The sequence below is a fragment of the Massilia sp. MP_M2 genome (genome assembly GCF_039123635.1).
Classification (GTDB): Bacteria; Pseudomonadota; Gammaproteobacteria; order Burkholderiales; family Burkholderiaceae_D; genus Telluria.
Window position 1 is genome coordinate 639458 of record NZ_JBCHJF010000001.1, and the last position, 23511, is coordinate 662968.

General features: G+C 62.7%; 18 protein-coding genes, 1 tRNA gene and 1 pseudogene. 2 read left to right on the forward strand and 18 right to left on the reverse strand.

Annotated elements, in window-relative coordinates; translation table 11 throughout:
• Positions 1–88: 88 nt before the first annotated feature.
• The 5 genes from proB to rplU all read right to left on the reverse strand — a co-directional run bounded on the left by proB (position 89) and on the right by rplU (position 3490).
• Positions 89–1207, reverse strand: coding sequence for a glutamate 5-kinase (gene proB, locus RCH14_RS02880; protein ID WP_343024645.1), 1119 nt, complete (start codon positions 1205–1207; stop codon positions 89–91).
• Positions 1204–1629 carry a hypothetical protein gene (locus RCH14_RS02885; RefSeq protein WP_343024646.1) on the reverse strand — a complete coding sequence of 142 codons (426 nt, stop codon included), beginning with the start codon at positions 1627–1629 and terminating at the stop codon, positions 1204–1206. Before RCH14_RS02885 ends, proB begins: the two co-directional genes overlap by 4 nt.
• A gap of 3 nt (positions 1630–1632) precedes the next feature.
• On the reverse strand, positions 1633–2745 hold the full coding sequence (gene cgtA / locus RCH14_RS02890; RefSeq protein WP_343024647.1) for an Obg family GTPase CgtA: 1113 nt from the start codon (positions 2743–2745) through the stop codon (positions 1633–1635).
• Positions 2746–2854: 109 nt separating this feature from the next.
• On the reverse strand, positions 2855–3136 hold the full coding sequence (rpmA, locus tag RCH14_RS02895; protein ID WP_183549343.1) for a 50S ribosomal protein L27: 282 nt from the start codon (positions 3134–3136) through the stop codon (positions 2855–2857).
• 42 nt (positions 3137–3178) lie between these two features.
• Positions 3179–3490, reverse strand: a complete 312-nt coding sequence (gene rplU, locus RCH14_RS02900) for a 50S ribosomal protein L21 (protein WP_183549341.1) — start codon at positions 3488–3490, stop codon at positions 3179–3181.
• A gap of 335 nt (positions 3491–3825) precedes the next feature.
• Here rplU and ispB point away from each other — a divergent pair, with 335 nt between their 5' ends.
• Together ispB and RCH14_RS02910 are read left to right on the forward strand one after the other, a co-directional pair.
• Positions 3826–4755: an octaprenyl diphosphate synthase gene (ispB, locus tag RCH14_RS02905; RefSeq protein ID WP_407070051.1), complete on the forward strand. Its 930-nt coding sequence runs from the start codon at positions 3826–3828 to the stop codon at positions 4753–4755.
• Between the two features lie 52 nt (positions 4756–4807).
• Positions 4808–4884 (forward strand) — tRNA-Pro (locus tag RCH14_RS02910).
• A gap of 76 nt (positions 4885–4960) precedes the next feature.
• On the opposite strand, the gene RCH14_RS02915 is transcribed toward RCH14_RS02910, so the two are convergent.
• The 13 genes and pseudogenes from RCH14_RS02915 to RCH14_RS02975 form a co-directional block, all read right to left on the reverse strand.
• Positions 4961–6904 (reverse strand): DUF4832 domain-containing protein, encoded by a 1944-nt coding sequence (locus RCH14_RS02915; RefSeq protein ID WP_343024649.1) that lies wholly within the window; start codon positions 6902–6904, stop codon positions 4961–4963.
• Between the two features lie 744 nt (positions 6905–7648).
• A complete protein-coding gene (locus RCH14_RS02920; RefSeq protein ID WP_343024650.1) occupies positions 7649–8797 on the reverse strand; it encodes a glycosyltransferase family 4 protein in 1149 nt (382 codons plus the stop codon).
• Positions 8798–8812: 15 nt separating this feature from the next.
• On the reverse strand, positions 8813–10027 hold the full coding sequence (locus RCH14_RS02925; RefSeq protein WP_343024651.1) for a hypothetical protein: 1215 nt from the start codon (positions 10025–10027) through the stop codon (positions 8813–8815).
• Between the two features lie 23 nt (positions 10028–10050).
• Entirely contained in the window at positions 10051–11115 is a 1065-nt protein-coding gene (locus RCH14_RS02930; RefSeq protein WP_343024652.1) for a GNAT family N-acetyltransferase, read from the reverse strand.
• Positions 11097–12731, reverse strand: a complete 1635-nt coding sequence (locus RCH14_RS02935; RefSeq protein ID WP_343024653.1) for a GNAT family N-acetyltransferase — start codon at positions 12729–12731, stop codon at positions 11097–11099. The genes RCH14_RS02930 and RCH14_RS02935 overlap by 19 nt, the downstream gene beginning before the upstream one ends.
• Position 12732: 1 nt before the next feature.
• A complete protein-coding gene (locus tag RCH14_RS02940; protein WP_343024654.1) occupies positions 12733–13899 on the reverse strand; it encodes a glycosyltransferase family 4 protein in 1167 nt (388 codons plus the stop codon).
• Positions 13900–13930: 31 nt separating this feature from the next.
• Positions 13931–15985, reverse strand: a complete 2055-nt coding sequence (gene asnB / locus RCH14_RS02945) for an asparagine synthase (glutamine-hydrolyzing) (RefSeq protein ID WP_343024655.1) — start codon at positions 15983–15985, stop codon at positions 13931–13933.
• On the reverse strand, positions 15985–17121 hold the full coding sequence (locus tag RCH14_RS02950; protein WP_343024656.1) for a glycosyltransferase: 1137 nt from the start codon (positions 17119–17121) through the stop codon (positions 15985–15987). The genes asnB and RCH14_RS02950 overlap by 1 nt, the downstream gene beginning before the upstream one ends.
• Entirely contained in the window at positions 17118–18125 is a 1008-nt protein-coding gene (locus RCH14_RS02955) for a hypothetical protein (protein WP_343024657.1), read from the reverse strand. Before RCH14_RS02955 ends, RCH14_RS02950 begins: the two co-directional genes overlap by 4 nt.
• Positions 18126–18234: 109 nt before the next feature.
• Positions 18235–19635, reverse strand: coding sequence for an O-antigen ligase family protein (locus tag RCH14_RS02960; protein ID WP_343024658.1), 1401 nt, complete (start codon positions 19633–19635; stop codon positions 18235–18237).
• Positions 19625–20851: a glycosyltransferase family 4 protein gene (locus tag RCH14_RS02965; RefSeq protein WP_343024659.1), complete on the reverse strand. Its 1227-nt coding sequence runs from the start codon at positions 20849–20851 to the stop codon at positions 19625–19627. Before RCH14_RS02965 ends, RCH14_RS02960 begins: the two co-directional genes overlap by 11 nt.
• Before the next feature lie 17 nt (positions 20852–20868).
• Positions 20869–22224 (reverse strand): lipid II flippase MurJ, encoded by a 1356-nt coding sequence (locus RCH14_RS02970; RefSeq protein WP_343024660.1) that lies wholly within the window; start codon positions 22222–22224, stop codon positions 20869–20871.
• Between the two features lie 237 nt (positions 22225–22461).
• Positions 22462–23478 (reverse strand): annotated as a pseudogene (locus RCH14_RS02975) (SDR family oxidoreductase); the annotation flags it as partial.
• Positions 23479–23511 lie beyond the last annotated feature (33 nt).

A 23511-nucleotide genomic window follows, 5' to 3' on the forward strand; every position in this document is an offset into this window, starting at 1 on the left:
CCATACGGCAATATTTTGGGAAGATTTGCGGTACAAACCCGTCATTACGTCAGATTGGCGCAACAACGGGTGAGCGAATGCTCGCTGCCTACAGCAAGACCATATTGTCGCGATGGATCAGCTCAGGGCCTTCGACGAAGCCCAGGATGCGCTCGATCTCGGTCGACGAATGGCGCATGATGCGCCGCACTTCGCTGCTGGCGTAGTTGGTCAGTCCACGCGCCAGCGGCTTGCCCGCTTCGTCGACACAGGTGACGACCTGACCACGGCCGAACTCGCCTTTGACGGCGATGACGCCGATTGGCAGGAGCGACTTGCCTTCACGCGTGAGCTTGGCTGCGGCGCCGGCGTCGATAACCACTTCACCGGTCGTGTGCAGATGGTCGACCATCCACTGACGACGCGCCGTCAAGCGGCCGGTCGGGGCCAGCAACTGTGTGCCGATCGCTTCGCCACCCGCCAGGCGCGTGAGAACATCCGGCTCACGCCCCCAGGCGATCACGGTGTGCGCGCCGGAACGGGCGGCGCGCTTGGCAGCCAGTACCTTGGTCAGCATGCCGCCGCTGCCGATGCTGCTGCCGGCGCCGCCCGCCATGCTTTCCAGCGCCACGTCGCCGGCCTGGGCGTGCGCGATCAGGCGCGCATCGGGATTCTTGCGCGGGTCGCTCGAGTACAGACCGGGCTGGTCAGTCAGGATGACGAGCGCATCGGCCTCGATCAGGTTGGCGACCAGCGCACCGAGGGTGTCGTTGTCGCCGAACTTGATCTCGTCGGTGACGACGGTATCGTTTTCGTTGATGATCGGCACCACTTTGAGGCGCAGCAAGGTGGTCAGCGTCGAGCGCGCGTTCAGGTAGCGTTCGCGGTCGGCCAGGTCGGCATGCGTGAGCAGCACCTGGGCCGTTTGCACGCCGTGCGCGCGAAAGCTGGTTTCATAGATTTGCGCCAGACCCATCTGGCCGCAGGCGGCGCACGCCTGCAGTTCGTGGATATCATGCGGGCGCTTCGCAAAGCCCAGGCGCAACATGCCTTCGGCGATGGCGCCCGAGCTGACCAGGACCACGTCCTTGCCAAGAGCGCGCAGCGCGGCAATCTGGGATGCCCAACGGGCAATGGCGGTATGGTCCAGGCCCCTGCCCTCGTCGGTAACGAGGGAAGAGCCAACTTTGACGATGATGCGGGAAGCTTGTTGGAGGGCGGAGTTCATGGCGACAGGAATTTTCCCCGCGGCCGCAATGCGAGCAGGGAAAGTCCTGCCAGCAGTTCAACCGCGCAGACAGCAAGTAAAACCCCCGTGGGCAAGCCGATCGCGAAGGCCGCGACGAGGCGGCCGGCCGGCTGGGCCAGGAGGAACAGGGCAGTCAGGTCGCCCAGGATCGGCTGATCGCCGTGCCTGGCCGCCAACAGCGCCAATCCCGCGGTAGCGAGGCGGACGCCCACATAGACGGCGTAGAACTGGCTGTAGCCATTCACGCCAACGAGAAACAGGCCCATCGCCGACGCAATACGGTCGGGATCGAGCAAGGCCGCCAGCGCCGCCAGCGAACTGACGGTTGCGACCAGCTGCAGCAGCTGGCCACGCAGCCAGGCGCGCGACCAGATCAGGGTCTGAGGAGCGCTGCCGGCCAAGGGTCAGTCTTCGAGGATCTTGAAGCGTGGATCGTCCGGATCGATCGACGAAATGCCGCGCGCTTCTTCGGTCATCGCGGTTTCTTCGGCGCGGTGCTCGGCGTGACGCTTTTCTTCGAGGTGCAGGTAGATCGCATTGATCAGTTCCTGGCAGCCTTCGCGGTTCAGCGCCGAAATCTCGAACACCGGGCCCTTCCAGGCCAGGCGCTTGATCATGTCCTTGACGCGCTTCTTGCGCTCGGCGTCGTCCAGCACGTCGAGCTTGTTGAGCACGAGCCAGCGTGGCTTGTTCAGCAGCTCTTCGTCGTACTTTTCGAGTTCTTTGATCAGGGCCTTGGCTTCCTTGACCGGATCGATGTTCGCTTCGAACGACGACAGGTCGACGATGTGCAGCAGCAAGCCGGTGCGCGCCAGGTGACGCAGGAACTGGTGACCCAGGCCCGCACCTTCAGCGGCGCCTTCGATCAGGCCCGGAATGTCGGCCACGACAAAGCTTTTCTCGTGCGACACGCGCACCACGCCCAGGTTCGGGTGCAAGGTGGTGAACGGGTAATCGGCGATCTTGGGGCGCGCGTTCGAGACGGCGGTGATGAACGTCGATTTACCGGCGTTGGGCATGCCCAGGAGGCCCACGTCCGCCAGAACTTTCAGTTCCAGGCGCAACGTGCGACGCTCGCCTTCCTTGCCTTCGGTCTTTTGACGCGGGGCGCGGTTGGTCGAACTTTTAAAGTGGATATTGCCCCAGCCGCCCTCGCCGCCTTTGGCGAGCAGTTCGGTCTGGCCGTGTTCGGTCAGGTCGGCAATGATTTCGCCATTGACATCGTCGATGATGAGCGTGCCAACCGGCATGCGCATATAGATGTCTTCGGCGCCCTTGCCATAGCAATCCGAGCCGCGGCCCGGTTCGCCATGCTTGCCGGTGTGGACTTTCGAATAGCGAAAGTCGACCAGCGTGTTGACGTTGCGGTCGGCAACCACAAAGATCGAGCTACCCGTGCCGCCATCGCCGCCGTCGGGACCGCCAAATGGGCGGAACTTTTCGCGCCGGAACGAGGCGCATCCGTTGCCGCCGTCGCCTCCGATGACTTCAATTTTTGCTTCGTCGATAAACTTCATGATTGTGACCGCTTAAAAACTAAAAAGGCCCTACCGTGGGCAGAGCCTTTCGATGGAAGGCTTGCGCCTTGCAAAGAAGCGCCGCTCGAGAGCGGCGCGAAACGCGCAATTACGCTGCGACTGCTTCCGCTGCTTCGTTAGCAACGACGGTCACGAATTGCTTCGAGCCCACGCCTTGCTTGACGAACTTGACGGTGCCAGTGACCAGCGCGAACAGGGTGTGATCCTTGCCCGTGCCGACGCCGGTGCCGGCGCGCACTGGGGTGCCGCGCTGACGAATGATGATGCCGCCGGCATTGACTGCCTGGCCGCCGTAGACTTTCACGCCAAGGCGCTTGCTTTCTGAGTCACGGCCGTTGCGGGTAGTACCGCCGCCTTTTTTGTGTGCCATTTATTTACTCCTGGATGACGTTGCTGGGAACCGGAACGGGGATTAGCCGTTGATCGAAACGATCTGGATTTCGGTGAAGTTTTGGCGATGGCCCATACGCTTCTGGTAGTGCTTACGACGACGCATCTTGAAGATACGCACTTTGTCGTGGCGACCCTGCGAAACCACTTTCACCAGCACCGTTGCACCTTCGACCAGCGGAGCACCAAACTTGATGCTTTCGCCTTCGCCAAGGGCGAGGACCTGATCGATCGTGAGTTCGGAACCAATGTCTGCCGGTATCTGTTCTACTTTAAGTTTTTCACCAGCGACAACTTTGTATTGCTTGCCACCGGTTTTTATGACCGCGTACATGATTTGAAACCTCATCAAATGTTAAAAGAACCCCTCGGCGCGTCGTCCTGCGCTTGTGACGCTGGACTATTCTTAAGCCGGGGAACAGAGGATTATACATAAGTGCACGCACTGCGTCAAAGGCATTCAACGCGCTGTTCACGGCGTGCATCGATGCCAGCGGCAGCCTGACCCGCCTTGCGGCGAATGCATCCCCGTCAGCCCGACGGTTCCCCCTCCCATGACGTATAATCGGCCCACTCTTATAGTTAACCCAACGCTCACGCAGGTCAGCCTTGTCAGCCGCTACCCAACACGCCCAACAGAACACCATCGTCCAGTCGATCGCGCCCGATATGGAGGCCGTCAACACGGTGATCCGCCAGCGGCTGCATTCCGAAGTCACGCTGGTCAACCAGATCGCCGAGTACATCATCAGTGCCGGCGGCAAGCGCATCCGTCCAGTACTGGTGCTGCTGCTGGCCAATGCCTATGGCTACCGGGGCACCGCGCACCATGAGCTGGCCGCCGTCGTCGAATTCATCCATACCGCAACGCTGCTGCACGACGACGTCGTCGACGAATCGTCGATGCGCCGTGGCCGCCAGACCGCCAACGCGCTGTTCGGCAACGCCGCCTCGGTGCTGGTCGGCGATTTCCTCTACTCGCGCGCGTTCCAGATGATGGTGGGCCTGGACAGCATGCGCATCATGCAGATCCTGTCGGACGCCACCAACGTGATCGCCGAAGGCGAAGTGCTGCAGCTGCTGAACATGCACGACCCGGACGTGACCGAAGCGAGCTACCTGCTCGTGATCCGCTCCAAGACCGCCAAGCTGTTCGAAGCCGCCGCCGAACTGGGCGCACTGATTGCCGGCGCGAATGACGCGCAGATCGCCGCCGCCGGCGAGTACGGCCGCTCGCTGGGCACCGCGTTCCAGCTGATCGACGACGTGCTCGACTACGCCGGCGACGCCACCGAGATCGGCAAGAACCTGGGAGACGACCTGCGCGAAGGCAAACCGACCTTGCCACTGATCTGGCTGATGGAACACGGCACCCAGGAACAGCGTGAACTCGTGCGCAGCTGCATCGAGCAAGGCGACGAAGCGCAATTCGACGCCGTGCTGGCCGCCGTGACGACGAGCGGCGCGCTCGATTACACGCGGGCGCAGGCTGAGCAGGCGGCGCGTCGAGCGTCCGAAGCGATTGCCGGTCTGCCGGACAGCGTGTTCAAGAACAGCCTGCTGCAACTGAGCAGCTTCGCGGTTGACAGGAACCACTAAGCGATTTTATATTACGACCATCCCGGGGCGGCTGTACGTACACCCGAACCGTCGGGGTGTAGCTTAGCCCGGTAGAGCGCTACGTTCGGGACGTAGAGGCCGGAGGTTCGAATCCTCTCACCCCGACCAGATAATCAAAAGCCAGACCGGCAAACCGGCCTGGCTTTTTTATTGCCCGCCTGTCGGCATCAGGCCGCGACGCTGCTTATGGTGCAACGCCAACCGTGTGCTGCAGATTGTTGAACCCGGTCGACGCTTCCCACGTATTGCTGTTGGCCAGCTGGATCGCGTACTCGGGGCGGTCGCGCAGCGACGCCTGTGGATCCGGCAGGTTCAGCAGCACCGAGTACGAACCGGCCGCCATATTGGCCGGCAGCGCCACGGTCTGGTTGATCGTCACCGCTTGGTTCGACAGCCAGTGGCGCGGGTCGGTTGCCAGCTTGACGCGGTAGGTTGCCCCGCTCGCCGTGTTGCGCAACACCAGTTCCACGTCGCGGCTGTTGAATGGCGCCGACCAGCCCTCGTTCTGCAGCTGCAGGTTGACAGTAAAGCCCCCACCCGGTTTCGCCGTGCGCGAGAACGCGCCGCTCTTGAGCACGAAGCGATAACCCAGCTTCTGCTTCACCTGGGTAAAGCAACCCTGCGTTTTCCAGTTGTTCAGCACCGTGGTGTTGTAGTCCAGGTTCAGGTACGACCAGTGGAAACGGCCCATTTCGGCAAGCGCGGTCGGGCAATCGCTGCGTGGCGGCGCGTAGTTGCAGGTCTCGCCGCCCGATGCGACGTAGTTCGTTTCGGCCGCCAGATACGGGAACTCCACCGATGGATTGATGTAGGTGCCGTAATCCGATGCATTGGACAGGAAGCAATCGTTGTGGTGGCCCAGGCGCGCCTTGGCCGAACCGTTGTAGGCCTCGCTCGCGCTCAAGGCGGTCGGGGTGTACAGCTTGGTTTTGAACAGCGGCATGCGCAACTGCACCATGCGTTCGGCCGGCACCACCTGCAGCAGCTTGTCGACCACCGATTTGCGGTCAGCTATGTTCTTGGCGGTCATGTTGTAGCTGTCGCCATAGTTGTTGGTGTTGCCCCACTCGCCCCATGCGCCGATCAAACCGGCCTGCACGACGGCGATGATGTCCTTGTTGGCGGTCAGGTACGGCGCCAGCTGCGTCAGGTGGGTGTTGACCATCGCCGGGGTCGCGTCGACCGGCGAGTTGTTGTCGTTGTAGGCGAAGCGGACGATGGCTTTCAGGCCAGCCTTGCGCACCGTGTCCATCTGCTGCTGGAACAGATTGAGCGTGGACTGGCTGATCGGCGCGTTGACGAAGCTGCGCAGATAGAACACGCACAGCATCAGAGATTCGCCACCCGAGGTGCGAAAGCTCGTCAGTTGCGATTGGCTCAGTGGCGTTTCGCAGCCCACGTGGCGGTAAAAGCCGCGTTCCGGGTTGGTGATGACCGCGGTGCTGGCGGTGTAGTTCACCGGCACCGTGGCGCCCGGGGATGGCGTTGGCGTTGGCGTTGGCGTCGGGGTTGGCGTCGGCGTCGGCGTTGGCGTTGGCGTTGGCGTCGGCGTTGGCGTTGGCGTTGGCGTCGGGGTTGGCGTCGGCGTCGGCGTCGGCGTCGGCGTCGGGGTTGGCGTTGGCGGGACCGGCTTGGTGATCGACAGGCGCAGGATCGGCGAGAGTTGCGCTGGCGGATCGGTCTGGGTAATGACGCTGATGTTGTCCGCGCCGCCGAGCTCGGCACGAGTCACCGTCATCGTTGCCCAGTTATTGGCCGATGTGTACGGCACGGTTTTGACGAAGGTCCAGGCCCATGCACCATTGCTGCCACTGTAGCGGTACAGGCGACCATTCTCGATCATGTAGCCGGCGCCGACGCCGTTGAATGCATAACCGGTCGTGGTGACGGCGTCGTTATCGATGAAGACGCGCACCCAGGCCGGCGTGCCGGTATAAAGAATGCGAATGCTGAGATTGGCGCCGTCGCTGCTTGCCGTCGTCGGGCCCGCCGTGACCGACGCCGGCGCCGCGGGCGCAGCCACGGCAACTGACATCAGCACCGGGCTGGAAAGAAGCCCGGCGCACAGCAGTGCGAGCCCGATTGGGCGACGGACGGAAGGAATGGAAGTAATGTGAATCTGTGACATTTGAGAATCGCTTTATATAAAAATCCAACAACCGGCGCGTGACGATCCAGCCGGCGCTTGCAACGCAAGTGGCGGGGAGCATCCGCAGACAAAGAGCGTGACGATCCCGCTGCCACGCGCATCGGCGTGGCAGGGATATCCGCAAGACCTGCTGAGAAGGACTAGCTGTGTCGACTGGCGATCAGCTAGCGGCGGGGAAGCGCCGGCAAGGCGCTAAGGTGAAGCACTGGCGACAAGAAGACGGACTGGTCGATCCACGACATGACGCGAGAAAGCTCACGCAGACATCCCCTGCTGGGCGCTCTGTGATTACAACAAGGTGCTATCGATCATGGCATCTCCTAATTTCCTGGAATCATCAAAACGTTTGAGTTTCCTCAAAGCGATTGGTTCCAAGAACTAAAAAAAATTTCCTTGAGAAAAACGTTACCGCTTTCGTTTCCTGACCGCCCAAGACGGGTGTAGTGGGCTAACAGGCGCTGAGCGCGAACGTCTGACGCGTGTCAGAAGAGTGCTTCTTAAAAGTTCAAACACTGGCGTTGGAGATGCTCACGCTCAATTAGTTCCCAAAATATTTTTCTTTCGGAAAACTGAAACGCTGCAACATTGCTCCAGGAAATTGCAAATTGGCAATTTTTTAGAGGAAATGCAGCCGGAACATGCTCACGGCTGCTTGAGGAACGCTGGATGGGGGAACGACAGGCGGGGCGTGACTGCTTGTGGAATCGTCAGGGACAGCGTGACTTATTTGGCAACAACGTCAACATCGATGTCGGGTAGGGAGGTCGATGACATGAAGACCGCTTCCCACATGCGCGATATTTTCTCCATCGAGAACCGCTCTCGCGCATCGACCGCGCGCTGCGCGAGTCGTGCCCTTGCGTGGGCGTCAAGCATCAGGCGATCGAGCGCCGATGTCATGCCATCGATATCGCCAGGCGCAATCAGGAGTCCATCGATCTCGTGGCGGATGATATCCCGGGGGCCGGTATCGCAATCGAAGCTCACCGCCGGCAAGCCATATGCCATGGCTTCGACCAAGGTGTTCGGAAAGCCTTCGAAATGCGAACTCATCGCATACAGGCTGGCCTGCGCATACCAATCGCCCATATTGCCGACACTGCCAGGCAGGAACACGCGCTGCCCCAACCCGCCCGCCTGCACCTGCGCAGACAATGCAGCACGCTGCGCGCCCTCGCCCAGAATGACGAGGTCCCAGTCCGGGTGCGCCGGCGCCAGCCGGGCAAAGATGGCAATCAGGGTCGTGAAGTTTTTTTCTTCACTGAGCCGCCCCACGCCCAGCAGGATCTGGCGGCCTGGGGCGCACGACGTCGTGGGGCTGACATGCGGCGCATGCTGCGCCAACGGCCACACGACGGGGTTCGGAATCACGGGGATGCGCAGGGCCCGGGAATGACGTTCCAGCCAGTGCGCGCATTCGTGGGTCAGCGCGACGACAGCGTGCAAGTGGCCATAGGCATGTCGCCGTAACGTTTCCCAGACCACGCCCATCGGCGCCTTGGGTGGAAAATTATGCTCGGAACCCACCGTACGCACGCCAGGCAGGCCGCGCGCCGCCAACGCCAGCACGACATTGGCCGTGTGCATGGCGGACAAGGCCACAGCGGGCTGCACGTCGCGCAGCACGCGGCGCAGCGCGCGCGCGCGCCGGGCCGTGCGCACGAAGCCGGCCAGCAAGCCACCACCGTGGCCAGTAAGGTCAAGGCAGCGGCGCCCGACGCCGGGATCAAGTACATAGAAATCACGCGCTTGCGGCGCCACGGTCACTACCGTCACGGCCCAGCCGAGCGACGCCCAGTGATTGGCCAGATTGGCAACCACGCGTTCAGCGCCACCGTTTTCCAGCGAGTGAATGTAGATCAGTAATCGCATTGTCGAGCGTCGCCTTCACGTTGCATCGCACCACCAGCTGTGCCCGGCATGCGCCCGCTGCGCCAGGTTACGATCAAGGCAGACCGTGCCCGGCGCAGAGCTCGCCGATGGATTGGCAATGACGCGACCATCGAAGTCGCCGGCAATCGTGCCGTGCAGTGCGATCGCGTCCCACACCCGGGCGGTGCTTGCCTTGACGAAGCCGGCTTCGTGGTCGAACAGGAACAGGGTCGTGGCGCGGGCAGCATTGTCGAGGTGGACCGTGGCGTCGACGTTGCGGATCGCGCCGCCAGGTTCATCGCCCTGGTGATAGAAGTGAACATAGCTGCCGTAGTTACCCTCGCCCGAGGCCGCGAGCGTGATCCGCACATTGTCCACATGGCCCACGCTGGCGCCGCCGCAAATCAGTGCGATAAGCCCATTACTACCAGGCCACTGCGGGGTACTGGACACCGTTATCCTGATGTCGGCGTTGCGCAGCGCCGACGCAATGACGGCCCGCCGCACGTTGTGACATACCAGGTCGACATCGACGTTCTTGCTGATGAAACTGGCGTTGACGCCGTAATACGCATTGCGCACCTCGCCGTGGACGCGAATATTGGACAGCAAGCGCCGCTTGGCGGCGTTGTTGTGCGACGTGAGCAGACTCACGACCCGTTCGGCATAGCAATCGACCAGCATGAAGCCGCGGCTCGGACGATCCGCCTGGATGCCGACACACACCATGCCGCGCCAGTCGGGCCGCGGGTGGAATCCTGCATCGGCGAAGCTGGCCCCAGCAATCGTGATGTTTTGAAAATTGAAAAAGTAAAACAGGTTGGGCATGACATTGGCTGTTGTCGTGACCGTAAACAAGGCGCCGTACGCCGAGATGGCAATGTCATGCACATCGCGGCACAGGACGAGCGAGGCGGCGTCGGTACATGGCCCAAAATCGTAGATGCCGCGCGGGACCAACAGCGTGCCGCCGCCCTGCCCCGCCAGATCGTCAAGCGCCTGGCGAAACGCCCCGACCAGTGCTGCTGCCCGCGCGCCGGGCACACCGCCGTAGTCGGCGAGGCTGACGATGACTGGAGGCACCATGGCGGCCTTGATACCGCCTACCGGGTTGCGCCGGGGTTGGCCCCCGGTCGCATCGCCAAGCGGGGCTGGCAACAACGCCGCCGCCGCGCCCAGGGCGGCGCCACGCAGCAGCAAGGTACGCCGCTTCGCTGACAGGCGCTTCATTTGATCACCATGCGGGCAAAGCATCACTTGCGGCGCTGTAACAAGAAAAACGACTTGAACACGATTCGAGCCCAGGTCGCCCGCTTGTGCTGGTGCAGCAGTTGCTTGGCCGAGCGCATGGCAGCAGCGATCATGGCGCCGATCGCATGTTCGATGTTGCGCAGCAGCTTTAGGGGCGAACGATAGATATGGACTTCGTCCATGTCAAACGGCACGCCCAGCAAGCGTTCCTTGAAGTTGAACACGCCGCCGCCCAGATAGAACCGGGTCCCGCCGCGCACGATGCTTTCACAGATCGTCAGGTAGACGCACAACTTGCCGAGCCCGAATTTTTCATACTGGGGGTCGTAGCCCATCGCGTCGCCGAAGAAGCTGGTGCCCACCTGGTAATTGATGGAGCCGGCGCAGATGCGGCCATCGATCAGGATCACATGCACGAACCCGCACAGCCTGGCCAGCCGGGCAAGGCGCGCCACGTCGTAGAAAAACACGGCATTGCCGGCATTGATCTTTTGTTCGCTCAAGGCCACGATCGCCTGAATATGGTGTTCGTCGATGTCGTCGTTGACGAAAAAACGCGACTGGAACGACGGGAAGTGGCGCCGTATGCCATTCAGGCCCTGGTTGATGCTGGCGCGCGTGGACTTGCCGATGCGCGCCTTGTAGGCGTCGGGCGTGGCGGGCAACGTGACGACATAGCTGCCCTTGGCCCGGTACTGTTGCACCGGGAATCGGAGCTCGCTGGTCGCGGTCTTGACGGCCTTGAAACTGATGATGTCAATCTGCGGAAAATGCGCGAAGACATAGGCGACGAAGCGCGCAATCTCAGCCTGCGAGACCTCGATCATTTCGTTGATGACGTCGACCCGGCGACCGCTGAATGTAAACAGCAACACCGTGCTGGGCGCGCCAGTGCTGCAAGCCAGGTAGCAACTGACATTTTCGAGCGACCTGAACACCGTAAAAAACGCCAGCGACGAATGCAGCGATGCATAGGTCGTGATCAGCGCCTCTTCGATACCGGCGGGCACCTGCCCGACGTAACACGTGACACTGTCGGGCGGGGGAATCAATGTGCTTGCATGCATGCCGATTGCTCCTGTTGCAGGTTGGCCGGGCTAAAACCACAGCGCGCCAGGTTCTCGTCCAGCTCGGCGCTCACACTGCCCTGGTAGTAAATTGCCGAATGCGGGTCGCGGCGTCGGACGTCCTGCACCACGCCTGCGATAAATGCCTCGACCAGATCGGATTGCGTGCATTGCCGATGCACGTATAAACCAGACAGCACCATGGCTACGCCCGCCGTGCCCCCGCTCACCCAGCAGAGCAGCGCCAGCCGGTTGTCCTGGACGAGGCTATAGAAATGCTCGGATCGTTCCATCCGCTTCATCGCGGTATTCAGGAACGCGCAGTACCCCCACGCCGCACCGTCCGCGTCGAATTGCAGGACGTCAGGCAAGCTGTCGCGCGATGGCAGCAGCGCACCAGCGATCTCGCGGGAAGGCCCGGGTCGAAGGATGCGGGAAATGGCTTCGGGACGCGCACGGCGCAGGCTCCACCCAGCAGCGGCGCTTGCCCATCGCTGCGGCCGGATCCCATGCACGATGGCGAGCACGTCATGGCGGCGCCAGCCGGCCCAGACCGCCAGTGCCCTGGCGGCCTGGGCCAGGCACTGGCGCGCCGCCGTCAGCAACAAGCTGCGCAGGTCGCGGTGGATCGTCAGTACCGAGACCTGATCATGCGCCGTCGCGAAATGCTCCTTGTACCCATCGCCGCCCGGCGTCAGGTCGAGCAAGGGCATCTGCTGCGTCGCGAGATGCACGCCCAGCATGGCGAGCAACAGGTTACCGGGGGAGTGTGCGGATGTGGCCGGATGATAGGTATTGATCCCCAGGTGCACGGCCCGGCCCGCGCTCAAGAGGCCGATGTGGGACGCGGCAACCTCGCCACCCACCGTCAGGACCGTGACGTGCAGCAGCCCTTGGCGATGCAACGCGATATAAAAACGCTTCTTTGCCGCGTCGAGCGCGAACGGCCTGTCGCGGTACAGCGCCGCCTGCCTGAAATCGTATTGATCGCAGATGGCATCGACGACCCGCAAGAAGTGCTCGTGCTCGGTGACCTGCTCAAACCGCACCGCGCCCAGCCGGCCCAGCCGATTGACATTCTGCCGGTGGTTTTTCTTGTTACGCTGCCGGGTCATGGCGACCGTGTCGATCTGCATCAGCGGCCGGCGCACCGTGCGCAGCGTCACCCACCGTCGTGTACCACGTGTTTCGGCGCGCCATGCATTGAGCCAGGACAGCGGCGTGCCTGCTGGCAGGTAACGCAACACCAGATCGGCGCGCGGCAGATGCTCGCGGATGGCGCGCAGCGCCCCCGTGATGAAGGATGCGTCGGCGTCCGGTGGCTGCAGCCAGCCCTGGTATTCGGCGTGGCGTTCACCGGCGCCGGTAACGCGCTGGCCCTTTTCGTCCAGGGCCAGCGGCAACAGGCCGACCAGCGCGCCGTCGTCGGCTTCCTGCACGACGACAACGGGCACGAACAACCCCGCGTACAAGCCGTACCACGGCAAGACGAAATCGGCATGTTGGCAGGCACTGGCCCAAGGGCAAATGGCATGCAGCGCCCGCCACGCCGTCACGAACCTGGGTGTGGCGATGTGGGCCAGCACGGCGTCGCCGGTCAGTAAGCGCAGCGTCATATCAGACTTGCGCCGTCGTTTCGATGCCCTGCACGGCGCGTGCCTGCCCATTGGCTTCGATCTGCCGCAGCGCGTTCAGGTAACGCGCAATCACGACGGTTTCATCGAATTGGGCGACGACCTTGTTCCTGCCCGCCTGCCCCATGGCCAGGCGCTGCGCGTCTGTCAGGCCGACCATCTGGATCATCTTGTCGGCCAGGTCGACCGCATTTTTTACATCGCATAACAAGCCGTTGGCCTGGTGCTCCACGATATCCTTGCAGCCGGCCACATTGGTTGCGATGATCGGGCGCGCCATCGCCGCCGCCTCGAGCAGCGTATGCGGCACGCCCTCGCGGTACGACGGCAAGACGACGCAATCGGCACGCGCCAGGTAGGGCCGCACATCGTCGGTCTCTTTCAGATACTCGATCAGGCCGCTGCTTTTCCAGCCTGCGATCCGTTGCAACGGGATCGAGTTCGGATTGTGCGCGTCAACCGGGCCCAACAACTGGAACCGCACGCCCGGCACGTGCTGACGCACGATGCGCGCCGCAGCGGCGTATTCCTCGACACCTTTATCCCGAAGCATCCTGGCCACCAGCAGGAAACAAAACCCCTCCGCTGCGGGCAGCCGTTTCGGATCCGGCTGGAATTGCTGCAAGTCGATCCCCGAGCCGGGCAAGACTTCCGCCACGCCAGGCCGCGTCAGGCCGGCGTCGACGAACAGCTTGCAATCGTCGGCATTCTGGAAGAACACGCGCTGCGATTGCCTGAGCGAGCAGCGGTACAGCTGCTTGACGAGGTATGTTAGCGGGGACCTGTTGATGAAGGTCGCGCCGAGGCCGGCGATATTGTTGATGACCGGAATACCGAGCCGATGCGCCGCGATCGATCCATAGATGTTCGGCTTGATCGTGTAGCCCAGGTAGGCCAGCGGGCGCACCGATTGCAAGACACGCCAATACTTGACCAACAACGACAAGTCGCGACTGGGGCTGGTACCGTTGTTGTCCATCGAAATGGTCTTGAAACGGCAGCCGAGCGACGCCAGCCGGTGCGCATAGGCGTCGGCGGGCGCCATCACCATGATGTCGTAGCCTTGCGCCGTTAATGCCCTCACCAGCCCGGAGCGAAAATTATGGATGTTCCAGGCAGTATTGACCGAAATAACGATTTTCTTGTTCATGGTGTTGATCCTCAGGAAGGTCGGGCGCAATTCACGAGGTCGAGCTCGCCAGCGTGCAGGACGCCGCCGCGGCGGGCGGAGCAGGACAGCGCAGCGCGGCGTCAGCCGCTTCAGGACGCGGCGCACCCTGCTGTTCGAACCACGACTGGAACATCAGGACGTCCCACAGGTGGTATTGCCAGTTGCGGCGGCCATCGAGGTGCTCGCGCCAGCGCGTGCGCAGCAGCGCGGGATCGAAGAATCCTTCGCTGCGCAGCCGCGGCTCGGCCAGCAGGGTTTCGGCCCAGTCACGCAGCGGGCCGCGCAGCCAGTCGCCGATGGGCACGCCAAAGCCCATCTTGGGCCGCTCGATGAGCGCTTGCGGCACGTAGCGATACAACACTTGCCTCAGCGCCCACTTGGCCACGCCATCGCGCAATTTCAGCGCCAGCGGCAACCGCGCCGCGAACTCGATCACGCGGTGATCCAGGAACGGCACTCGCGTTTCGAGCGACACGCTCATGGCTGCCCGGTCGACCTTGACCAGGATGTCGTCGGGCAGATAGGTCAGCGTGTCGAGCGCCATCATGCGTTCGACATTACCGAGCCCAGACAGTGCCGGCGCGGCCCCGCGCAGCAAGGTGGGCGGCTCATGGCCACCGATTACGAGCGCGGCTGGGTCGTCCCAATGCGACACCAGGCCCAGGTACAAGGCCTCGAGCGATGCGCTGGCAATGACCTGGGCGCCCTTATGCAGCTTGTCGCCGGTGTTGGCAAAGCGCATGGCGCGCGGCAGAAACGGCACCAGCATGCGCGCCAGCCGGTTCCAGGATGCCACCGGCACCCGCGTGATGCTCCTGGCGGCGAGCCGGCGCACGGGCAACGGCGCCGCGCTGATTGACTTCCACAGATGCGCGGCGAATCCATAGCGGGTATAGCCGCAAAATAGTTCGTCGCCGGCATCGCCCGACAGCGACACCGTGACGTGCCGGCGCGCCAGCTGGGACACGAGGAATGTGGGAATCTGGGACGAGTCGGAAAACGGTTCGTCGTACATCGACGGCAGCCGTGGAATGACGGACTGGGCCTGTGCAGCCGTCACGTACAGCTCGGTGTGATCGGTGCCGAGATGACGGGCCACGGCTTTCGCATACGGCGCCTCGTCGAAGCCCTGCTCGTGAAACCCGATCGAAAATGTCTGCACCGGACGCGTTGACCGGGCCTGCATCAGTGCCACGATCGTCGACGAGTCGACGCCGCCGGACAGGAATGCACCGAGCGGGACGTCGGCCATCATCTGCGCGCCCACGGCAGCCCCGAGCAAGGTGTCGAGCGCATCGACAGCTTGCGTTGGCGTGCCCACGAACGGCATGGCGACGCCCGCTGTGTACTGCTGCGCTGCCGACCAATACCTGTGCAGCACCGGTTCGGGGCGCCCCGCCGAGACAGTCAGCAGGCAGCCCGGCGGGAGCTTGGCAATACCGCGATAGATCGAATGCGGGGTCGGCACATAGCTGTGCCGCAACTGCAGGCACAGTGCAGCGCGATCGATGTCGGCAGCACATGCCGGATGCGCGCGCAGTGCCTTGAGTTCGGAGCCGAACAGGAACACTGCGTCGTCTCCCCGGCCCTGCCAGCCGTAATACAGGGGCTTTTCGCCGACACGGTCGCGCCCCAGCGTCAGCAAGCCCGCCTGCCGGTCCCAGACGGCAAAGGCGAACATGCCGACGGCGCGTTCGACCGTAGCGGCAATGCCCCAGGCGTCGAAACCGGCAAGCAGCGTTTCGGTATCCGAACGACCGCGCCATCCGCACACGCCGGCGCTTGCCTCGAGCTCGCTACGGATGCCCAGGTGGTTATAGATTTCACCGTTGAAGACGAGCATGAAGCGGCTCGAGCACGAGCGCATCGGCTGCTGGCCAGCCGGGGACAGGTCGAGGATCGCCAGGCGCCGGTGGCCCAGGCCGATGCCATGCTCGCCGTCGGACCAGTAACCGGCATCGTCGGGGCCGCGATGGTAGATCGCATCGGTCATGCGCCTGAGGCAGCCGACCTGGTCGATCGCCGATGAAGGGGCCGCAGCCAGAAATCCAGTGAATCCGCACATCAGAGTTCCCCTTTTGCAATGATGCCTTCATAAATGCGCTCGAAATGCTCCCGCACGCATGCCATCGTGAATCTGGCGCCGATCCGCGCCCTGGCCTGCTGACCCATCTGCCTGCGATGCCTGGCGTCAAGCGCCATCAGGCCCGCCACGCCCTGCGCAAGCGCGTTGGAGTCGGCCCGGGGCACCAGCACGCCGGTATTTGCCATCAGGACGGCGACGTCGCCGACATCCGTCGCCACGCACGGCAACCCCATCGCCATCGCCTCGCCGACCACATTGGGAAATGCTTCGGTGCGCGAGGACAGGCAGAAGATGTCGATGGCGGACAGGCAGATCGCGACATCGGCGCGCTCGCCCAGCAGGACAAAGCGCCCCGTGTACCCGGTGGCATCGATCCAGCGCATCAGTTCGGCGTTGGCGGCATCCAGGTTCTTGCCGATCATCAGGAAGCGCAGCCGCGGGTAGCGACTGGCAAGCTGGCCAGCGGCCTTGACGAAGTTGGCGTAGTCCTTGTCGAGGTTGAAGCGCCCGAGCGTGCCGAGCACGATATCGTCAGCCGCAAAGCCGCAATGCGCACGCAGCGCCGCGCGCCCGTCAGGGCCGGGTGTGAATGCCGCCAGATCGAAGCCATTACCGACAACCACCATGCGTCCCGCATCGTAGCCAAGCAGGGAATGGGAGCGGCGCGCCGCTTCGGCCACGCACACGATGGTGTGCGGCACCCAGCGCGACAACGATGCACACAGGTGGCGCACGAGCGCGGTGCTGCGCGCGCAGCCGCCATCGACATCGGTCGTGCGAATGCCCCAGATGACATTGCGGTTGCCGGCGAGCCGGGCCGCCAGGCCACCGAGAAAATCAGCATGATAGAGCCAGGTCTGGACGATGTCGGGACGCGCCGCGCGCATCAGGCGGACCAGGCGCACCAGGTCGCTGATGGGCGCGCGCCGTACGTCGAGCACGATCAGCGTGATGCCGGATGCAACAAAGCGCGAATACATGCCGCCGCCAGGGCTAAGGACGATGACCGTGTGGCGGTACTGGCTGTCGCGAAACGCGAGGATGAGCCGGTACAGCGCCATCTCTGCGCCCCCCACCGCCAGACCGGTGATGACGTGCAGAACGTGGCGCGTCATGACGGACCCCGTGCGCCCGGCGTGGTGGGCGAGGCGGAGGTGGACACCGGGGCCGGGGCCGGGGCAAAGTCGGCCATGCAATGGCTTTGCATGCCATGGGTGTCGGCCAGGTGCCGGTAATGGCCCAGCAACACTTCCAGCTGCGCCAGATTCTCGTCCAGGTTCACGCCGAAATTGTGCGGATGCCACCATAGATGAAACGTACTGCCTTCGCGCGCTGCCAGCGCCATTCCCTGTTTCAGGCGACGCAGGCGCAGGGGCAACAGCGCGCGGTGCCGGCGCGACCATGGGTAGAGAAACTGGCTCCCCGGCACATTCACCAGGGCGCCATGCGACTGCGGACGCACGGTGCGCTTCCCGCTCAGGGGCAGGCAGGCATCGGCAAAGCGCGCTGCGCGGCCGGCAATGCCGCCGACAACGGCATCGCCATGGCGGTACAACGGATGCTGCGCATTGCCGCGATAAACCTGAATCGCCGCCTGCGCGAGGATGGGAAGAAACGCCGCGACAATCTGGTTGCGTGGTAGTACCGCGCTACGCAAGCTGGCGCCCATGTCGGCGGCCGCTGACTGGGCACATGCCAGATCCGCAGCAAATTGCGCTGGTGATGCGCCCGTTTCGTTGCAATAGAAATGCCCATAGGTATGCGTGCCCAGCTCTTGCCCCTGCGCCGCCAGGATTTGCTCGACCAGCGGCCGCGCAAAGAACAGCCGCGGATAGCTGCGCACGAACTGGTCCATGGCATACGGCGACAGCGCGCTGCGCGTATAGCCGGGCAGGAGCGTCGGCCGGGTGGCGCGCCAGTCATCGTAATTGCGGCACATGATCATCCCGACCGTCGCCCACGTCACGCGCACACCGTAGCGCGCGAACAGGGCCAGCATGCGGGGCACCGCCTGCCATTCGCCAAGCACGTTGTGCCCATAGCCGGCAATCGTCTGCGTGTCGGCGACGCCCCAGAACAGCTCGAAATCAAGCGAAATGACAAATTTTGCAGAAGTCATGGTGGAATACGAAGAGCGCGTCGTCGTCGATACCGTGTGTGCGTGCGAGCACGCGGGATGGAATGCAGGCCGGGCCGGTCGTGTCATGACACCGTGCAGAGCGTTCCTTTCAGCGCAAGCGCGCCATGCGCTGTGCTGGCCCGTAATTGGGCCCGTAATTGGGCCCGTAATTGGGCCCGTAATTGGGCCCGTACCTGGGCCAGGGTGGCGGGCCGGCCGGTGCGCGGCCCGGCATGGCGCACACCAGCGCGAACGTGGCCAGCCAATACGAGGCGGCATCCAGCATTTGATGGGTGAACAGCGACATGAACGCGAACAGAAATGCCATGGCATACCGCAACCCCTGATCGCTGAAAAAACTGCTTTTACAAAGCATGATGAACATCCATCCCCATAATAAAATTCCCAGAACACCATATTCGGCTGCTAAAAGAAGAAGCTGATTATGCGTGCTTCCCCGGTGCCGCCAAAAATGTGTGGCGCCAGCACCTGAACCAAATAAAGGGTTTTGAAGAAATAACTCCCAGCCGGCTTGAATCACACCTGCCCGCTCTTCGGAACTGTCATCATCGAAGCTAAAGCTGGAGAAGAAGTTGAGCCTCGACAGAATATTGGCGGCTGCGTCTTCGAATTCGTCTCTTGAAGATATATAACTTTCAAAACTCCCGATAAAGACCAGAAGAATAACGAGTGCAATCGCCAGCGATATCAAGGCAGCTCTCGGCAATGTTCTCTTGTAAATAAAGAACCCCAGCAACACCAGCCAGGCAATGATGGCGGCACGGGAAAACGTGGTCAGGATGGCGATTCCGGCCAACAAAAACAGGGGCATGCGATAGCGATGACCAAGCACGACGAAGCCGAGTACGACGATATGCAATATCGCCTCTCCGGCCAGGTTCGGATTGATGAACATGGCTGCCGCTCGCCCAAGGACTGCGCCAGTCATATCCACTGGATACAACAGGCCGGGGTTGGCAAAATCGACGATGACGGCGCATGGGACGCTGGCCATCAGGATGAACATGATTCGTAAATACATTCTCGTGGGCGAGATATAGGCAACGAATCCAAGAAACAGGGCGAACAGAATATATTGGGCGCGCGTCGCGATCAAAGAACGTCTGGCTTCAGCATGTATATCCATGAACACTGCACCGCCAAGGTCGGCGCTGGCGGGAAAGGCTGCCAGATGGATCATATTCAACGAAAATAATAACAATGCCCACAAGGCAAATGGCGACACCAGGTAATCGCCAAGGGCATGCCACCGTATGGCCATCAGCGGCGCAATGAACGCGAAGATGCCGAAATAGATAAATTTTGGCAGCAAGCGCGCGTCGAGGACATATAAATAAAAGGGCAGGTTGGCGTACATGGCGCCAAGCGCGACCGCCATCAGCAGCGTGTGGTATCTGACGAAAAAACGGGATTCATTGGATGACGCCGTCCGTGGCCCGGAACGGTCGGGCAGCCTCGCTTCATTGCCGGCGGCGAGTTCATGATTCATGGGCCGGGTCTTCCATTGCTGCAGACTGGTTGCCTGTATGGCTGCCTGCACGGCCGGCTTCGTGGCTGTCTGCACGGCCGATTTCCAGGGCCAGCGGCTGACTGCCGCGCAATGCCAGGAACAGGGTTTCCCACATCTGTCCGATCTTCTCGATCGAAAAACGCTGCCTCGCCTCCGTCGAACGGCTTGCCAGCTGCCTGCGCAATGCGGCGTCGCCCATCACGCGGGCCAGTGCGGTGCTCAGGGCCGCAATATCATCTGGCGGGACCAGGAAACCGTCGATACCGTGCCGGACGATGTCGCGCGGCCCCGTATTGCAATCGACGCTGACCGCGGGCACGCCGTAAGCCATTGCTTCGGCCAGGGCGTTGGGAAAACCCTCGGAAAGCGAGGTCAGCGCAAACAGATCGGCCTGGCCATACCAGTGCGCGATATTGCCTGCCACGCCAGGCATGGCAACGCGCTGAACCAGCCCCATGCGCTCGATCACCGATGCCAGTCGGGCGCGCTCGGGGCCTTCGCCAAGGATGACCAGATCCCAGTCCGGAAAGGCACCCGCCAGGCGCGCGAAGGCGCCGATCAGGGCGTCGAAGTTTTTCACGGGTTCAAGGCGACCCACGGCAAGCAAGCGCTTGCGCTTTGGCTGGCACAGCCTGGCAGAAATGCGCCGCGGCGGGTTGTCCGGCAGCGGCCAGGCGATGGCGTTGGGAATGACGACCACGCGTGACGCCGACGTCTGTGTTTCGATCCAGTGCGCGCACTCGCCCGTCAACGCTACCATGGCCGACAGCTGGCCGTAGAGTGTACGGCGCAAGAGGTGCCACAAGATACCAAGCGGTGCGTGCGGCGGATAGCACCGCTCCGAACCGATCGTCTGCAGCGTTGGCAGCCACCGGCTGGCCAGGGCCAACAGCACGTTTGGCGTGCTCATCATCGCAAGTGCTATGTCTGGCCGCAGACTGCGCAACAGGCGCCGCAGCGCCACCACGCGCCGCACGTTCTGCCACAGGCCATGAAGCGCATGGCGGCTGGCCCCTGCCAGATCGAGCGAAATACGTCCTACCCGCCGATCGAGTGGATAAAAATCAGCGCTGACGGGGGCCAGCGTGACGATGGTCACCTCGCGCGCACTGCCCGCCCAGAAATTGGCCAGCGTGCACGCGGCGCGCTCGGCGCCACCCGCAGACAGGCTATGCATCAGCAACAGGATCTTCACTGGATGCGCTCCATGGTTCAGAGACATGGCGCAGGGCGCCGTGGTGGCGACTGACGTCGCAGCGCCAGCCAGAAGAACAGCGCGTTGAGGCCGTACACCGTCATCGTCCCCAGCGCGATACCATTGACGCCAAGACGTGGCACCAACAAGAGGTTGCCGAGTACCTTCCCACCACAGCCGATGAGGCCCGACCAGCCGATCAACCCATAGCGGCGCTGGCTGAGCGCGTAGCTCACCAGCACCATCGACGCAAAATAGAAGGGCAACTGCGGCAAACCGTAGCGCAATACCTCAGCGACCTGCGCCGTGTCCATGGCATCGAACTGGCCCCGCTCGAACAGCAGACGTATCGCCCACGGCGCGCCGAGATAGCTCAGCAGCATCACGGCGACTCCAGCGGCGAACATCAGGCGCGCCCACGCGGCGGCGATGCAGTAGACCTGCCCGTTAGCATCGGCGCTGGCCTGCGAAAACACCGGCAACGTGGCGCGCGAGACGGCGATGGCCGCCAGGCCGAGAATCAGCGACAACACCCGATTCGCATAACCCAGCGTGGCGAGTGTCCCGGTGCCAAGACTTACAGCGTAAAACTGATCGATGATGACGGTAAAGCTCATCAAGGCCTGGCCGGCGAGCATGATGCCGAAGCCTTGCCAGAACCATTGCCACTGCTCAGAGTCTCTGGTAAAGGCAGGCGCTTCGAGTTCGCAGCGCTTCGTCATTGGCGCCAGGAGCGTGAGCAAGTGACAGGCGCAGCCGGCAACCGTGCCCCACACCAGGGGCCCGATCCCGCCGCCGGTACATAGCAGGACTGCCGCCGCGATGAACAGGGTCGGCACGCATTCGAGCAAGGTGTTGATATGGCGCTGCGCTGCAAGCAGCCACGCCGATAGCAGCGCGACCAGCAGGCCCAGAGGCAGCAACAGGATCAGGCCAGGAAGCGCCGCTGCGGCGAGCTGCGCCGAGTGCGCCGGCAAGCCGCTCCGGTCGAACTGCAACAGGACGCCAATGCCCAGCCACCCCAGCAGCGCCAGCGCCACGCCCAGCACGAGCGTGAACCCGGCCAGTTCGGCGCGAAAGCGTGGAATCGCCTGCGGACAGGACACACGCATGCGCGCCACCAGTGGCACCAGCACTGCGGTCAGCACGCTGGCCCAGATGCCGAGCGGCCAGGACACCAGGTTGTACACGAACTGGTAGGCGTCCACCTCGGCCGAAAGGCCGTAACGGTAGGCGACTGCCATTTCCTTCGCCGCGCTCATCAGCTTGCCGAGCAAGGTGAACAGCGCCACCGTCAGCAGCCCGCGGAAAATCGCGAGATGCTGCGGATCGGCGATGCGGCATCGTGTGCCGAGCGTATCGAGCAGACTCACTTGTCCCCCTCATTTCGGCTGTTCGGCATCGTCAGCGCCTTCACCTTGGCCTTCGCCAGATGCTTAGCTGGCATGGGCATGGTTCACACCTGCGCTTGCGTTGACACCGGCACCAGCGCTAACAACTTCACTGGCAGTAGTAGTGGCAACTTCACTGGCAACAGTGGTGGCAACTGCACTGGCAACAGTGCCAGAACCCTCGCCGGGAACACGGCCCGCATCCGGCATGACATTGCCGAGGTGCTTGCGATACCACAGCACAGCCGCCTCGAGCCCGGCATGGATGCGGAAAGCCGGCGCGTACCCGAGCTCACGCGTCGCCTTGCTCACGTCCGCCTGCGAATGGCGCACATCGCCAGCGCGAAACGCGGTGTGAAGTGGCTCCATGATTGCCGTTACACCATGTGCAGTGAGAATGGTTTTCAGACAGGCGAACAGCTGGTTCAGCGTCGTCGCTTCGTTCACGGCCACGTTGTAGACCGCACTGCCGGCCCCGACCGGCGCCATCGCTGCGAGCAGGTTTGCCTGCACCGCATTGTCGACGTAGCAGAAGTCGCGGCTCGTGCTGCCGTCACCATGGATTTGCACCTGGCGACCTGCCATCATTGCCGCGATCCACCTTGGAATCACAGCCGCGTAGGCGCCGTTCGGATCCTGCCGCCTGCCGAACACATTGAAGTAGCGCAGCCCCACGGTGCGCAGCCCGTAGCAACGGAAAAACACGTCCGCATACAGCTCGTTGACATACTTCGTCAGCGCATAGGGCGACAGCGGCTTGCCGATGCGTTCTTCCACCTTGGGCAGCCCGGGATGGTCGCCATAGGTCGAACTGGACGCTGCATACACGAACGACGTCACCTGCGCATCACGCGCAGCCACCAGCATTTGTAGAAAGCCGTTGATATTGGCGTCGTTGGTGTCGACAGGATCGACGATCGAGCGCGGCACCGAGCCCAGCGCGGCCTGGTGCAGCACCTTGTCGACGCCGGCGACGGCGTGCCGGCACATGTGTGGATCGCGGATATCGCCATGCAGGAACGTGAAGCGCCGCCATTGGAGGTCTGTTACGAGACTGTGCACTTCGTCCAGGTTGCGCTGAAAGCCGGTCGACAGATTGTCGAGACCAACCACGGTCTGGTCGAGCTTCAAGAGGGTTTCCAGCAGATTGGAACCGATGAATCCCGCGCAGCCGGTGATCAGCCACCGCTGGGGATGGGCGCGCAGCGCCATCTGGATATCGTCGAAGTTGGGCATGAACCTGTTCCTGTCAGAGGTGGCAAAGAGAAT